Source organism: Pseudomonas sp. CFBP 8771 (assembly GCF_014841695.1).
Taxonomy (GTDB): domain Bacteria; phylum Pseudomonadota; class Gammaproteobacteria; order Pseudomonadales; family Pseudomonadaceae; genus Aquipseudomonas; species Aquipseudomonas baltica.
This window is the reverse complement of the sequence record NZ_JACYUJ010000001.1, coordinates 1,010,417-1,023,265: the sequence shown is the minus strand read 5'-3', so window position 1 is coordinate 1,023,265 and position 12,849 is coordinate 1,010,417. Positions and strand designations below refer to the sequence as shown.

Here is a 12,849-nt window from a genome sequence, read left to right as displayed (position 1 = left end):
TTCAACGAAGGGCTAGCGCCTGCGGTCGCTGAAGAAAAACTCAATTCAGTGTCCGGGATCAGTTGACCACTACATGTGTCCCTACCAAAGCTTGCCGGTAGGTGTGAAGTGGGCCCAAATTTGCTACCAATGACGCTTGGATTCTGGTGATTCTTAATGGGTTGCCTAGGCAAGCACTGGCGCTGTAGTTTAGCGACTCGGGTGAGCAGTGGGGAAATACGATGAAATTGCAGTCTGCACTGAATCTGAAACCTAATTTTTTACTGAGATCTTTGCATCAGCATGCATAAGAATGCTTATAAGAACCGCTGCAGCGATAGGTTAATACTATGAAATCTGATACGCTAGAAAACACAACTATCACATTGGCTATGACCGTAACGTCTCGGCGAATACTATATTTATCATTGATTGCTTGAGTGCGGAGGATCTGCAAACCGCTAGGCGAAGGCATGAAGGGATATGTGACGAGTTGATGTCTTTGCCTCAAATCGGATTCCAAGCCGATACTTCACGAGTCATTCATTTACGTTGCCAGACTCGCGGAGACTGGGATAAAGGACTAAACCAAATTCGAGACGTTTGCAAAAACGGTCTTTCTCCACTCCTGTTCATAGATGGTCATGGGGACAAGCGAAGAGGGCTTCTCATGCCCTCAGGTGAGTCTGTCTCTTGGGAAATCTATCTGCGGGATCTCAAGGCTATAACCTACGCTGCGCGCGGAGAATTGACGGTGATCGCGGCTTTTTGCTACTCACTAGCGGTCAAGCCGATGCTCAAAGGTAAGAAGGAAAAACTACCTTTCGCGTTCTATTTTGGTTATGCAAACGAGATCAGCGCAGGCATTGTAGAAGAAGAGACCAAAATTCTATATGAGTCCTTGCTCCGTAATGGAGGCGAGACACTTCAAGAAAAGGTTTTGGAGCTTTCCTGCTTTTATGAGTATGAGCATGCCATCGATGCCATTGCGCACGTGATCATGATGGAAACGGCGCCGAGAACGCTAGTCGCCATCGATCCAAGGTTTTCCCGAGCAAAGCTAAGAGCTAAAGTCGGTAGAGACTTAGCTGCCGATGGTGTGAAAATGGCGGGCTACGGGAAAGCGATCAATAAGGCTATACGCAACCCAAAAGCGCTAGCTATGAGATTGATTGAGGATGTGATGCACGATACAGATCGGCGGAGGAATTTCATTCGGAGGCTTCAAAAGGAGATGAGAGGCAGAACTGCCTAATCAATAAATGGCGTGGCAGGCTGAGGGATTCCGAGGTCATCACATCATCGCCTTCGAGACACGATTTTTATACCCAGGCCCGTATGGCTATTCCGGCCGAACCCTGCGGTTACGGCAGGGCACAGCAGGAGGTGCTGCGAACAGCCTACGTCGTCATCACTCGGGCCTTCACCCACTGCTACTGGTGTGTTTTCTGGGACGAAAAGGTACCTGCGTTGGAGAAGGCAAGCCGTTATATCAGTGTGGATCAGGCCTATTCGAATATTGTGACCCCTCGTCTCGCACCACCTTCAGATGGGATGACAACCGCGCCAACTAATTCAACGAGAACAATGACGCGCACTGGCAATCACGTGTTTAAGACGAGCGCCTAGAAGACTGGGCAAATCGTGCTGATGAGGAGAATTGACGTGGCCAACACACCTCAACAACCTCCGACTCGTCGTACCCACCTGCACGAAAGCTGGGAGCTCTCTTCTTCACCTCAGACCTATACTCTAAAACACTCTCATCCAATTGCCCGATTACCATATCTACGATGTAGGGTCAAAGGGTCAAACGGCCAGATGCAAGGTATGCGGTGATCAAAACCTCGTAATCTTGGCTGACAGCCTTCGCGATACGAAGGAGGTCAAAGTCCGAGTAGCGCTTTACGTGCAAGTCGACCGCAACAGTGTTGATCTCGGCCATGGCTACACAACCTCCGCCGCTGAACCCATATCAGAGGTCGCAGCACTGCGCCGGTAGAACTTCTTCACGTCAGTCAGGGAATTAACATCGAGGTCACGCTGATGAGTATTCACGTACACCTGACCGCCCTCGACCTCGAGCACGCAGATCGGCACCTCAACCTGATTGAAGCCCATCGAGAGCGAAGTCAGCTTTTCCATCCTCCAGCCCGAACCTTTGTTCATCCAGCCAGGTGTTACGACTTGGACATCCAGGACAACCAAGCTCTCATCCTGAGCAATGAGTAGCTCTACAAGGCGGGGCTCATCGCTGACCATCTCCTCAAAGGCCACGAATCGCCCTTCATGCCGGCGCTTGAGACTGACGTGATACCAATGCGTCGCGAGAGATCGTGAGACCGCGTGAAAATGAGCCAAACCGTCACCGAACATCCCTACTGGGCCGGCTTGGTCTTGCATGCTAATCCTGAACATCTTCTTTCTCGAGTGATGCAGGCCCGCCTAGCGCGCCTGCGATTAACATAAGCCAAATATTGTCTTTAGCGAGGCCTTCATCTCGCGCCCTTCGCCTACCAGCACGTAAACGGTGTTCCGCGTCTCAAACAGGCAAACACCGTCGAAAGATTTGCACAGAGTTGAGCGCACCCATCCTCCTGGGGGAAATCGGCCTTGTTGGTCATGGATCACGCAATGTGCGTACATGAACATCGGTTGCAGGCCTGTGGCTCGTACCTTCGCGAGCGACTCGGGAGACTCGTCGACGTGAAAAATGAGCCAATCCTCGACGAGGCAATACGGCTTGCGACCGAAGCGATCCTCCACCAACGCTTCGATTTCGGCCGTGGGTAGCTGAGTTCCGAAAGAGGAAATCTCCCCCTCCCGAAGCAGTCCAGGATCTGAAGAATTACCCATAAATTGCAGCTCCTAAAAACAGCGGAGAGAAATGGAGCTTCCACCGGGCGCTAATCAGCCAGCGATTACGGCTAAAAGACCATCGCCATGACTATATACATTTGTTTGGCCTCAATCAAACCCGGCATACCGTCCTCTTTTTGGGAGGGAATTGTCTGATGTCATTGCGCAAGGCTTACGCGGCGACGTTGCAGTGGCTGAGGGTGAGGCGTGGTTTATCGCAGGCTGATTTTCAGGATAAAGCTGATCAAGGTCACATCAGTCGGCTGGAAGCCTCGTCGGTCTCAGCCAGCGTCGATCTCAGTGCAGATCTAGCTCAGGCTCTTGATCTTCGGCCTTTGTCGTTTCTGACGCTTGTGGCTGCGGCGGATGAAGGTAAAACAGCGCGCTCCGCCCTGGAAGAAGTCCTGGCCGAATTGCACCAGCTCGGTGTATTGGACGAGTTTCTGCCACGTGAGCCTCAAACGCTTACCCCTCCTCAAACAGCGGCGGTGGAAGGAAAACTGAGACAGGTACAGGAACTGAAGCGCGCAGGGCTTTCGCAAACTGAAATCAGCGTGCAGCTAGGAATGCCCAGAACCACCGTTCGGCGACTGTGGCATGCTCAAAATTGATTGCTGCGAACTGATCGCATAGCTCCTATGGGGTCACTACTCCGACCATTACATTTGTCATGATCCCAGCACGGTATCAACGCCGCTGATTCTGTGGTGAGCTAATGATTTAGCCACGAGGCAGGCGGTAACTGCCGATTACCAGCCCCGCGTCGCGAGGCGGTGAGTTCCATCGAGTGACCTACATCGCCCGAAGTAACAGGTGGTCTCACAATAGTGAGTACCTGCTAGCGAAACCTCAGACCCCCGCGTTTCGCGGTGTAGTACGGCAGAGAATCTTCTCTCCGCGATTGCGATCCCGCCCCACGCAAAACTGATATTGGCTTCAGGCGCACCTGTCAAAACAGGGCGCGCGAATCAGCAAGACGTTTGACAGCTACCCCCCCTGCACATTTTTTTCAAAACTTTCAGAAGTTCCTACTCCGCCCGGAGGAGACTGGAAATCTAGACGGACGCATTGATACCCTACCAACTGAATGGTAGCCTTTCAGCGGGCGGCCTATACTGACGGTCAAAGCCTTTTACGCCTCGGACGCATTAGTCATGCGGCGGTTCAGCCTGAGAGCGGAGGCCTACGTGCTAAGGAAGACTCCCTATGAAAAAGCAAAAGATCACGTTCCAAAACCCCCAAGGCATCAGTCTATCTGGCCTGCTTGAAGCCCCCGATGCGCCTAGCGCATACGCTTTGTTCGCCCATTGCTTTACGTGCGGAAAGGATATCAAAGCCGCAGCGAGGATTTCGAAAGCTCTGGTCGACAATAACGTGGCAGTGCTTCGCTTCGACTTTACTGGCCTAGGTGGTAGTGATGGTGACTTTTCGAATAGTAACTTTTCATCCAATGTAGCCGACCTAGTCGCGGCGGCTGATTTCTTGCGTACGACGTACCAGGCTCCCTCCATATTGATTGGTCATAGTCTGGGCGGTGCGGCGGTCATCTCTGCGGCTAAGCACATCCTGGAAGCAAAGGGAGTTGTCACCATTGGGGCACCCGCAGAAGCTGCCCATGTAATGAAACAATTCAGGAGAGACGTTGACGCGATTAGGGATATTGGTGAATTCAAAGTTACGCTCGCAGGACGAGAGTTCACGATAAAGAAGCAGTTCCTTGACGACATCGAATCGCAGCAGCAGGATCAAAACATCGCCAACCTGCAGCGCGCATTGCTTATTTTCCACTCACCAGTAGACAACGTTGTATCGATAGAGCAAGCGCAGAAGATCTATCTCAAAGCTAAGCATCCAAAAAGTTTCATCTCATTGGACTCAGCAGACCACCTGCTTACCAACAGCAAAGACGCAAGCTATGTAGCGTCATGCATTACAGCGTGGAGTTCGAGATACTTGTAGGACGCATTTTATTACCTTAAATCCTATAGAGGTTAATTCTATGCGGTATTGCTCAATACTGGCTCTGAAAGCAGCTAGAGAAAGAGAGAAAAAACAACCGTTTTGTTGTGACAGTGAGTTCGCGCACCGCCAACAGGGCAGTGATGACAGCAACCTTTGGCCGAATATTTTTCTGTCGATTGTAGTCGTCTCGCTTACTGCAGCGTTAATAGCCGATCTATGGAAGCAGTAGCGCGGTTTTAAAATTAATTTAGTTGACCTTTAAATCAGCCAGCACCACTTGTCATACAGACTGTGAAATGGTGCCAACCCATTCGGAGATTATCTATGTCTTACGACTTTGATCTATATGTAATCGGCGCAGGTTCTGGTGGCGTGCGTGCTGCTCGCTTTTCTGCCGGATTTGGCGCGAGGGTGGCAGTGGCCGAAAGTCGTTACTTAGGCGGTACGTGTGTGAACGTTGGTTGCGTGCCGAAAAAGCTACTGGTTTACGGCGCACATTTCGCCGAAGACTTCGAGCAGTCGCAGGGCTTTGGCTGGACTCCTGGTGACGCGAAATTTGATTGGGCGACGCTGATCGCCAACAAAGATCGTGAGATCAATCGTCTGAACAATATCTATCGCGATCTGCTGGTCAGCAGCGGCGTCACCCTCCATGAGGGACACGCGAAAATCGTTGATCCGCATACCGTCGAGGTCAATGGCGAGCGCTTCACGGCTAACAACATCCTGATTACTACCGGTGGCTGGCCAAAGATCGCCGAAATCCCCGGTCACGAGTACGCGATCAGCTCCAATCAAGCATTCTTTCTCAAAGGTCTGCCCAAGCGCGTTCTTGTAGTCGGTGGCGGCTACATTGCCGTTGAGTTTGCCGGGATCTTCCATGGCTTAGGTGCCAGCACCACGCTGATGTATCGCGGTGATCTGTTCCTGCGCGGCTTCGACGGTACGGTACGCAAGCATTTGCAGGAAGAGTTGACCAAGCGTGGGATGGATCTGCAATTCAATTCCGACATTGTGCGTATCGACAAGCAACCTGACGGCAGCCTGAAAGTAACCCTAAAGGATGGTCGGCAGCTTGAGACAGATTGTGTCCTCTTCGCTACGGGTAGACGCCCGATGCTCGACAACCTGGGCTTGGAAAATACGGGTGTAAAACTAGACGAAAGAGGTTTTGTTGAGGTCGATGAGCTATATCAAACTGCTGAGCCGTCAATCCTAGCTTTGGGAGACGTGATAGGGAGAGTCCAGCTTACGCCTGTCGCACTGGCCGAGGGTATGTCAGTGGCACGTCGCTTATTCAAGCCTGAGCAATACCGTCCGGTTGACTACCAGATGATCCCGACGGCAGTCTTCAGCCAGCCTAATATCGGAACTGTCGGGTTGACCGAAGAGGAGGCACGTGAGGCAGGGCACGAGGTAGTAATCTTTGAAACCCGCTTCCGCCCTATGAAACTGTCGTTGACCGAGTGCCAGGAGCGCACGTTGATGAAGCTCGTGGTGGATGCCAAGTCCGATAAGGTTTTGGGCTGTCATATGGTAGGCCCTGATGCCGGAGAGCTTGTGCAGGGGTTAGCGATTGCGCTGAAGTCGGGGGCGACCAAACGCATTTTCGACGAGACCATCGCTGTGCATCCGACATCCGCTGAAGAATTTGTCACCATGCGCACCCCGGTTGGAGGCTGATCGGTTTCAGGCAGTTTTTATGCACTCAGCTCTGTCGCAATGGCAGCAGCTGGGTGTAAACGTTTGCCGCGCCGTCTCGCCGTGGACGACACGCACCTGAGCATGGTTGTCCCCAGCTCCGTACAAAGAATCTCAACCTTGATACGGCAAGCTTTATCCCCCAAGCATTCGGCACATGCATCCATTCGAGCGGGCGCGCTGCTTTTTCCAACCAAATAAGATTCTCATCCTTAGAAAGGCTACCTATAGGTAGGCATTTTTATTTGGAAGAATCTTCCAACCAATCCTAGAAAATCCCGTACCGAAATTGTCACCAAGATCTTGTCGAGTGACATGATTTTCTAATGATCTGTTGAAAGCCTACCAACTAGATGGTAGCTTATATCCAGATTCAGAAATCACCCACGAACCTGCAGGGCGTTGAACGCCCACGTGAGAGCCCCCATGCAAGATTGGAAGCAAACCCGCAAAGACATCAACACTCGTCTGGTAGAGCTGAACGGCCTTTCCCCTGAAACCATGAAGGGCATGGCTGCTCTCGGTGCTGCCGGCAGCAAGACAAATCACCTGGATGCGAAAACTCGCGAACTGATCTCCCTCGCAGTAGCTGTGACAACCCGGTGTGATGGCTGTATTGCATTCCACGCAGCGGAAGCCAAAAAGCTCGGTGTTACCAGCGAAGAAGTGGCCGAAGCACTGGGCGTAGCCATCAACATGAACGCCGGTGCCGCTCTTGTCTACAGCACCCATGTACTCGACGCTTTCGATAAGTCCTAAGCATTACGCAGACTTTCCTCTTAGACGATTTCGAGAGCAATCATGAATGAGCTGTTCACCCCTTACGATTTGGCCGGTATCCCGCTAAAAAACCGCGTTGTCATGGCGCCCATGACCCGCACCCGAACGTTGAACAACATTCCAAATGAATCGAACGCGCTGTACTACGCGCAACGTGCTTCTGCTGGCTTGCTGATCACCGAAGGCCTGCCCATCTCCGATGAGGCTCGTGGCTATCTGTACACCCCTGGTATCTACGAGGATGTGCATCTGCCGGGTTGGCGCAACGTGACTGACGCGGTGCACGCCAAAGGCGGGAAGATTTTTGCACAGCTCTGGCACGTTGGCCGCATGTCCCACGTGTCTGTACATGGCATGGCGCCCGTGTCTTCGGGCACGGTGCCTGCGGTGGATACCACGGTGTATGCCTGGATCGAGCCCGGCAAATCTGGCCCTGTACAGCCTAGTGCGCCACGCGCCCTAGAAACCGAAGAAGTAAAACGCGTCATCGCGGACTTTGTTAAGTCTGCGCGTATGGCGATGGATGCCGGTTTTGACGGTATCGAAATCATGGCAGCCAACGGCTTCCTGTTCGACCAATTCCTGAGCAGCGCCTTGAACACTCGTACTGATCAGTACGGTGGCTCCATTGCGAACCGTCAGCGCTTCCTCCTGGAAACGATTGACGCGATTGCAGCTGAAATCGGTGGATCGAAAATTGGCGTGCGTTTCTCTCCGTTCGGTCGACTGTACGACTTCGGTGTGTACGAAGGCGAAGAAGAAACCTGGATGAGCATGGCGGCTGCCCTCAACGAACGAGAGCTGGCATTTGTTCACCTGAACTACCAGCCGACCATCCTGGCCGCGCAAACACCACCAGGTTTCGGCGCTGCGTTCCGTGAAGCTTACAAAGGCACCTTGATGGCTGCTGGCGGCTTCACCAAAGAGATCGCAGAGTCTGAGCTGGCCAAAGGCGAACTCGACCTGATCGCTTTCGGCACCGCCTACATCGCCAACCCGGATCTGGTAGAGCGCATGCAGAACGATTGGCCGCTGGCCGAGGGTGATCGCGAGACCTACTACGGGGTTAGCGATTCCATTGATAAGGGTTACACCGACTACCCGGAATACTCAGCTGCGAAAGCCTAATACTCCCGTTCAAGACCTTAGGAGAACACCATGCCACTCGTGACTATCAAAGGCATCGAAGGCGTTTTTACCGACGAGCAAAAAGCAGAGGTCATTCGCAAGGTAACCGACGCTATGGTGTCGGTGGAGGGCGAAAACATGCGTGCCCTGACCTGGGTCATTTTCGAAGAGGTTAAGAGCGGAGACTGGGGCATCGCTGGCAACCCCGTGACTGCACAGGATGTTTTGAAGCTGCAAGCAGGTCAATAAGGCTTCATCGCTTAACTACTAGCTCCCTGATTGCTGAGTGCATCTACGCTCAACGGTCAGGGGGCTTTTTCCGTTCTAAAAGAACGCCCAGCTTGTGGGGGATCACGCCGTGATTCTGATCATTTACGCCCATCCTTACCCTGAGAAATCCAACGTAAACGAGCTGATGCTCAGGTTCACAGCAACTAATCCTAATGTTGTAATCCGCTCCCTGTACGACCTTTACCCCGATTTCAATATCGACGTTGAAGCCGAGCAAAAGGCCGTGGAGCAAGCAGACCTGTTGGTTCTCCAACACCCTCTATATTGGTATAGCTACCCGCCACTTTTGAAGCTGTGGATCGATAAGGTCTTCACGCAGGGCTGGGCCTACGGTGCGGGCGCTACTGCGTTGAAAAACAAGAGTCTGCTGTGGGCCGTAACCACGGGCGGAGAGCACGATCATTTCAAGGCGGCGACCACCCAGGCTTCGCGGTGTTGTCCCAACCCCTTCAGGCGACCGCGAACTACTGCGCGATGAACTGGTTGAGTCCTGTAGCAATTCACGGCGCATACAGAGCAGATCAAACTGCACTACTCAAGCAAATTCGTCGTTACGGCGAGCGCCTGGCCTCATGGAAGGAAGACTGAATGGAAACCCACAGCCTGATTGAAATGCTCATCTACCTAGGCTCGGCTGCTTTGATAGTCCCGATTGCCGTCCGGTTGGGATTGGGGCCTGTTCTGGGCTACCTGATAGCCGGCTGCGTGATCGGCCCCTGGGGCTTGAAGCTCGTGACTGACGTCGAGTCCATCCTGCACTTCGCCGAAATTGGCGTGGTCTTGATGCTGTTCATCATTGGTCTGGAACTCGACCCCAAGCGTCTTTGGGCAATGCGCCGTATGGTCTTCGGGGGCGGCGCGTTACAGATGCTGGCGTGCGGTATTGCCATCGCAATATTTTGCGCAGCCCTAGGCTTGAACTGGACGGCTGCATAGCTGGTCGGCCTGACGCTGAGCCTGTCGTCGACTGCTATCGCCATGCAGGCCATGAGCGAGCGAAACATGAACTCCACCGCTGTAGGTCGTAGCAGCTTTGCGGTGTTGTTATTCCAGGACATCGCAGCGATTCCCTTGGTGGCAATGATTCCACTGCTGGCCGCAGATGGTGGTACGCCCTCAGGGGCAGCGCTGGCCCTGTCTATCGCCAAAATCGTCGGTGCAATTGTCGCAGTGGTTCTCTTGGGTCAGTACGTCTCTCGGCCCGTCCTTCGCTTCGTAGCGCGCTCTGGCCTGAGAGAAATCTTTAGCGCCGTCGCACTGTTCCTGGTGTTCGGGTTTGGCCTCTTGTTGGAAGAGGCGGGCTTATCCATGGCCATGGGCGCTTTCCTAGCCGGCGTCCTGTTGGCCAGCTCGGAGTATCGTCATGCACTGGAGAGCGATATCGAACCTTTCAAAGGGCTGTTGCTGGGTTTGTTCTTCATCGGCGTGGGTATGTCGATTGACTTCGGAACGCTGATCGACGCCCCTCTGAAAGTCATCACCCTGACGTTGGGCTTCATCCTGATCAAGCTACTCGTGATCAAGCTTTTGGGTCGATTCCTGAATGTCCCAAATGACCAGCGTTCATGGCAGGCGGTATTTCTCGGTCAAGGCAGTGAGTTTGCCTTTGTCGTATTTAGTGCCGCCACGGTCGCCGGAATCCTAGTCGACCCTTGGGGTAAAAGCTTGACGCTGGCGGTGGCGCTGTCCATGGGTGTAACGCCTTTATTGATCCTCTTGCTCAATCACCTGGAGTCAGCGAACAAACAGGGCAGCAAGGAAGTGGACAGCATTGACCAAAGTAATCCTCGAGTGATCATCGCCGGCTTCGGAAGATTTGGTCAGATCGCGGGACGTCTGCTGATGTCCTGTGGTTTCGAGGTAGTGGTCTTGGATCACGACCCAGACCACATCGAGACACTTCGCAAGTTTGGGGTGAAGGTATTCTACGGGGATGCCACTCGTCTCGATTTACTGCACGCTGCGGGTGCCGCACAGGCCGTGGTGCTTATCAATGCCATCGACGATCAGGGAGATAACCTGGCACTGACCAAGCTGGCCCAAGAGCATTTTCCATCCTTGAAGCTGGTCGTGCGCGCTCGTGATATGGGACACATCATCACGCTGCGTCAGATGGGTATTGAAGACGTAGAGCGAGAGACCTTTGAAAGCGCACTTTCTCTCGGGCGCAGAGCTTTGGAGCAACTAGGGATAGGACGCTACGAGGCCCGTGAGCGTGCGGATCGGTTCCGCCGTCTGAACCTGGAAATGCTGGAGGAGATGGCCGCTCAACCCGATGAGGATACCGACTTCAGATACGACGCTTACAAGCGAGCGAACGCTTTACTAACTGAGATCTTCAATGAGGATCGCGCTCATCCAATTGACGCTGGCCCAGGTAAAAACGAGTCTTCGACATCACCAGGTGCATAGGCGACCAGACTGATGAGCATGGAGGACGCCCGATTAGCTGGCGTCTTCCAGCTCAGCGATGATCGCTTTCTTCAAGGCTGAGACCGATTTAGACCCTGCGAAGACTTTCAACAACCGGCCTTCGTTAAACACGGCCAAGGACGGCACAGAGCGGATGCCGTACATCTGCGCAATCGTCGGAGACACAGCGATATCAATCTTCCCAAAAGATGCTATCGAATGGAGTTTTGCTTCGAGCTCAAGAAAGACCGGCCTCATTTCTTTACAGGGTTTGCACCAAGAGGCGGAGAACATAACGACACTGCTGCCTTTGGCTACGAAGCGAGCAAATTGGGGAGCACTCAACTCAACGATACGGCTCATCTGGGTCTCTCGTTCTGTGTCAGGGAAAGGCGGCACCTTGAGAGTGCCGCCATCCAATGCCAGTCAAATTTCGCAGCCATCGATCCCGCAGACCTGGCCCATTGATGCGCTATCCAGGGATTTCGCCTCAGCTGCCATCTGATTCAACGCCTGAAGGAAGGAGGCGTCTGTCTGTGCCCCTGATACCGAGAGCGCATTATTGAAGACGAACAGCGGTACGCCGGAACCCAATTGGGCGGCAAACTGTTCATCCGCTTTCATCTCAGCGCGCAGCTCTGCAGATGACCAAGCCAGTTGGATGGACTCATCCGACACACCTGCGCCTTTAGCAATCGCCGCCAAGCTGGCGCGATCAAAAAGGGACTTACCGTGGCTGGTACTCTGCTCGTACAGCGCTTCCACAAGACGCTTTTTTACCTCCGAGTCTTCAACAGCTTTTACCAGCACATGAGCATCCGCAGTATCGCCAAACATCATGGTGTCAAAACGGTAATCCAGCCCGTCGGCCTCGCCATATTTACTGACGGTACTCATCATCGATAAAGCGGAGTTTGCGTTACCGAGCTTACGCTTCAAGGCCGGAATCATCGGCTCCGGAGCATGGTTGGCAGCTAGCCGATAGGCCCGAACGTTGACCTGTACCTCGTCCTTCTCTGGGAAGCATTCAAGTGCTTTCTCAAAGCGGCGCTTGGCAATCCAGCACCAAGGACACACATAATCAGACCAGATATCGACAACGTATTTTTTCGAAGGAGTTTTCATGATTTATCCTGCACGAAGAAATGAAGACTGAATTGCCACCATTTCAAGCAAATGGTTAAAACCAGCCAAAGGGTCGGTTGATCGACCGAGTGTCCAATCAATGAGGCTGGCTCCCTCCAACATGCTCAGCAGCATGAGGGCGAAGTTTTCAGCGGTTGTTCCCAGTGACCAGTTGTGCTGCCGGACGGCGTCCTCGAGGGTGCTTTGAAGCCAGGCGAGCTGCGAATTGAAGAAATCCCTGGTAAGCCCTTGGAGCGATAAAGGCAACGCAGCCATTTCCGCTGCCAAGGCGCCGCATAACGGCAGCAGCCCCTCATTCGCGCTGATCACGAAAAGTCGGGAAAAAGCCTGTAAGCGCTGCAGTGGCTCGGAATGCATGCTCTCGATTGAGAGCAACGTCTCATTGAATCGAGCGATGTAGTCGTTGATCAGCTCCGCGCCCAGGCACTCCTTGGTAGGAAAGTGATGGTGAATGCTGGCTTTTTTGATACCGATCTTCGCGGCGAGATCAGCGTAACTAAATGCTGAATAACCCTTGGAACGCATCTGGGTTTCCGCATAACTCATAAGCGCAGCTTTTGTCGTGATAGACATTCAGAACTCCTACAGCCA

Annotated in this window: 13 protein-coding genes and 2 pseudogenes; 9 read left to right on the top strand and 6 right to left on the bottom strand. The window is 53.1% G+C overall.

Annotation, left to right across the window (positions count from 1 at the left end):
* The first annotated feature begins 475 nt into the window (after positions 1–475).
* On the top strand, positions 476–1,234 hold the full coding sequence (locus tag IFT80_RS04535; RefSeq protein WP_192051327.1) for a hypothetical protein: 759 nt from the start codon (positions 476–478) through the stop codon (positions 1,232–1,234).
* A 546-nt stretch (positions 1,235–1,780) separates the two neighbouring features.
* On the opposite strand, the gene IFT80_RS04530 is transcribed toward IFT80_RS04535, so the two are convergent.
* Genes IFT80_RS04530 through IFT80_RS21750 form a run of 3 tightly spaced genes read right to left on the bottom strand, consistent with a single transcriptional unit; the run spans position 1,781 to position 2,835 of the window.
* Positions 1,781–1,924 (bottom strand): hypothetical protein, encoded by a 144-nt coding sequence (locus tag IFT80_RS04530; protein WP_192051385.1) that lies wholly within the window; start codon positions 1,922–1,924, stop codon positions 1,781–1,783.
* 2 nt (positions 1,925–1,926) lie between these two features.
* Positions 1,927–2,397, bottom strand: a complete 471-nt coding sequence (locus IFT80_RS04525; protein WP_192051328.1) for a hypothetical protein — start codon at positions 2,395–2,397, stop codon at positions 1,927–1,929.
* Between the two features lie 42 nt (positions 2,398–2,439).
* Entirely contained in the window at positions 2,440–2,835 is a 396-nt protein-coding gene (locus IFT80_RS21750) for a DUF6957 family protein (RefSeq protein WP_342214196.1), read from the bottom strand.
* A gap of 158 nt (positions 2,836–2,993) precedes the next feature.
* Between IFT80_RS21750 and IFT80_RS04520 the strand changes: the two genes are divergently transcribed.
* The 8 genes and pseudogenes from IFT80_RS04520 (at position 2,994) to kefC (ending at position 11,112) form a co-directional block, all read left to right on the top strand.
* Complete coding sequence (locus IFT80_RS04520) at positions 2,994–3,449, top strand: helix-turn-helix domain-containing protein (protein WP_192051330.1); 456 nt, start codon at positions 2,994–2,996, stop codon at positions 3,447–3,449.
* Positions 3,450–4,044: 595 nt separating this feature from the next.
* Positions 4,045–4,797, top strand: coding sequence for an alpha/beta hydrolase family protein (locus IFT80_RS04515; RefSeq protein WP_192051332.1), 753 nt, complete (start codon positions 4,045–4,047; stop codon positions 4,795–4,797).
* Between the two features lie 327 nt (positions 4,798–5,124).
* Positions 5,125–6,483, top strand: coding sequence for a glutathione-disulfide reductase (gorA, locus tag IFT80_RS04510; protein ID WP_192136848.1), 1,359 nt, complete (start codon positions 5,125–5,127; stop codon positions 6,481–6,483).
* A 444-nt stretch (positions 6,484–6,927) separates the two neighbouring features.
* The gene (locus IFT80_RS04505; RefSeq protein WP_007252395.1) at positions 6,928–7,260 is read left to right on the top strand and encodes a carboxymuconolactone decarboxylase family protein; all 333 of its coding nucleotides are present in this window, start codon (positions 6,928–6,930) and stop codon (positions 7,258–7,260) included.
* A 42-nt stretch (positions 7,261–7,302) separates the two neighbouring features.
* Positions 7,303–8,409 (top strand): alkene reductase, encoded by a 1,107-nt coding sequence (locus IFT80_RS04500; RefSeq protein WP_122797572.1) that lies wholly within the window; start codon positions 7,303–7,305, stop codon positions 8,407–8,409.
* 30 nt (positions 8,410–8,439) lie between these two features.
* Complete coding sequence (locus IFT80_RS04495; RefSeq protein ID WP_122797573.1) at positions 8,440–8,658, top strand: tautomerase family protein; 219 nt, start codon at positions 8,440–8,442, stop codon at positions 8,656–8,658.
* Between the two features lie 109 nt (positions 8,659–8,767).
* A pseudogene (kefF, locus tag IFT80_RS04490) lies at positions 8,768–9,288 on the top strand (glutathione-regulated potassium-efflux system oxidoreductase KefF).
* Positions 9,289–11,112: pseudogene (gene kefC / locus IFT80_RS04485) on the top strand (glutathione-regulated potassium-efflux system protein KefC). It abuts the pseudogene before it with no gap.
* A 33-nt stretch (positions 11,113–11,145) separates the two neighbouring features.
* Here kefC and IFT80_RS04480 read toward each other — a convergent pair.
* From IFT80_RS04480 to IFT80_RS04470, 3 genes are all read right to left on the bottom strand, one after another.
* Entirely contained in the window at positions 11,146–11,475 is a 330-nt protein-coding gene (locus tag IFT80_RS04480) for a thioredoxin family protein (protein ID WP_192051340.1), read from the bottom strand.
* Between the two features lie 63 nt (positions 11,476–11,538).
* Complete coding sequence (locus IFT80_RS04475) at positions 11,539–12,237, bottom strand: DsbA family oxidoreductase (RefSeq protein WP_192136847.1); 699 nt, start codon at positions 12,235–12,237, stop codon at positions 11,539–11,541.
* Between the two features lie 3 nt (positions 12,238–12,240).
* Positions 12,241–12,831 (bottom strand): TetR/AcrR family transcriptional regulator, encoded by a 591-nt coding sequence (locus tag IFT80_RS04470; protein ID WP_192136846.1) that lies wholly within the window; start codon positions 12,829–12,831, stop codon positions 12,241–12,243.
* Positions 12,832–12,849 lie beyond the last annotated feature (18 nt).

Excerpts from the sequence above, each read along its gene's own strand:
- IFT80_RS04535 (WP_192051327.1), top strand. The coding sequence starts at position 476 with ATGTCTTTGCCTCAAATCGGATTCCAAGCCGATACTTCACGAGTCATT.
- IFT80_RS04530 (WP_192051385.1), bottom strand. The coding sequence starts at position 1,924 with ATGGCCGAGATCAACACTGTTGCGGTCGACTTGCACGTAAAGCGCTAC.
- IFT80_RS04525 (WP_192051328.1), bottom strand. The coding sequence starts at position 2,397 with ATGTTCAGGATTAGCATGCAAGACCAAGCCGGCCCAGTAGGGATGTTC.
- IFT80_RS21750 (WP_342214196.1), bottom strand. The coding sequence starts at position 2,835 with ATGGGTAATTCTTCAGATCCTGGACTGCTTCGGGAGGGGGAGATTTCC.
- IFT80_RS04520 (WP_192051330.1), top strand. The coding sequence starts at position 2,994 with ATGTCATTGCGCAAGGCTTACGCGGCGACGTTGCAGTGGCTGAGGGTG.
- IFT80_RS04515 (WP_192051332.1), top strand. The coding sequence starts at position 4,045 with ATGAAAAAGCAAAAGATCACGTTCCAAAACCCCCAAGGCATCAGTCTA.
- gorA (WP_192136848.1), top strand. The coding sequence starts at position 5,125 with ATGTCTTACGACTTTGATCTATATGTAATCGGCGCAGGTTCTGGTGGC.
- IFT80_RS04505 (WP_007252395.1), top strand. The coding sequence starts at position 6,928 with ATGCAAGATTGGAAGCAAACCCGCAAAGACATCAACACTCGTCTGGTA.
- IFT80_RS04500 (WP_122797572.1), top strand. The coding sequence starts at position 7,303 with ATGAATGAGCTGTTCACCCCTTACGATTTGGCCGGTATCCCGCTAAAA.
- IFT80_RS04495 (WP_122797573.1), top strand. The coding sequence starts at position 8,440 with ATGCCACTCGTGACTATCAAAGGCATCGAAGGCGTTTTTACCGACGAG.
- IFT80_RS04480 (WP_192051340.1), bottom strand. The coding sequence starts at position 11,475 with ATGAGCCGTATCGTTGAGTTGAGTGCTCCCCAATTTGCTCGCTTCGTA.
- IFT80_RS04475 (WP_192136847.1), bottom strand. The coding sequence starts at position 12,237 with ATGAAAACTCCTTCGAAAAAATACGTTGTCGATATCTGGTCTGATTAT.
- IFT80_RS04470 (WP_192136846.1), bottom strand. The coding sequence starts at position 12,831 with ATGTCTATCACGACAAAAGCTGCGCTTATGAGTTATGCGGAAACCCAG.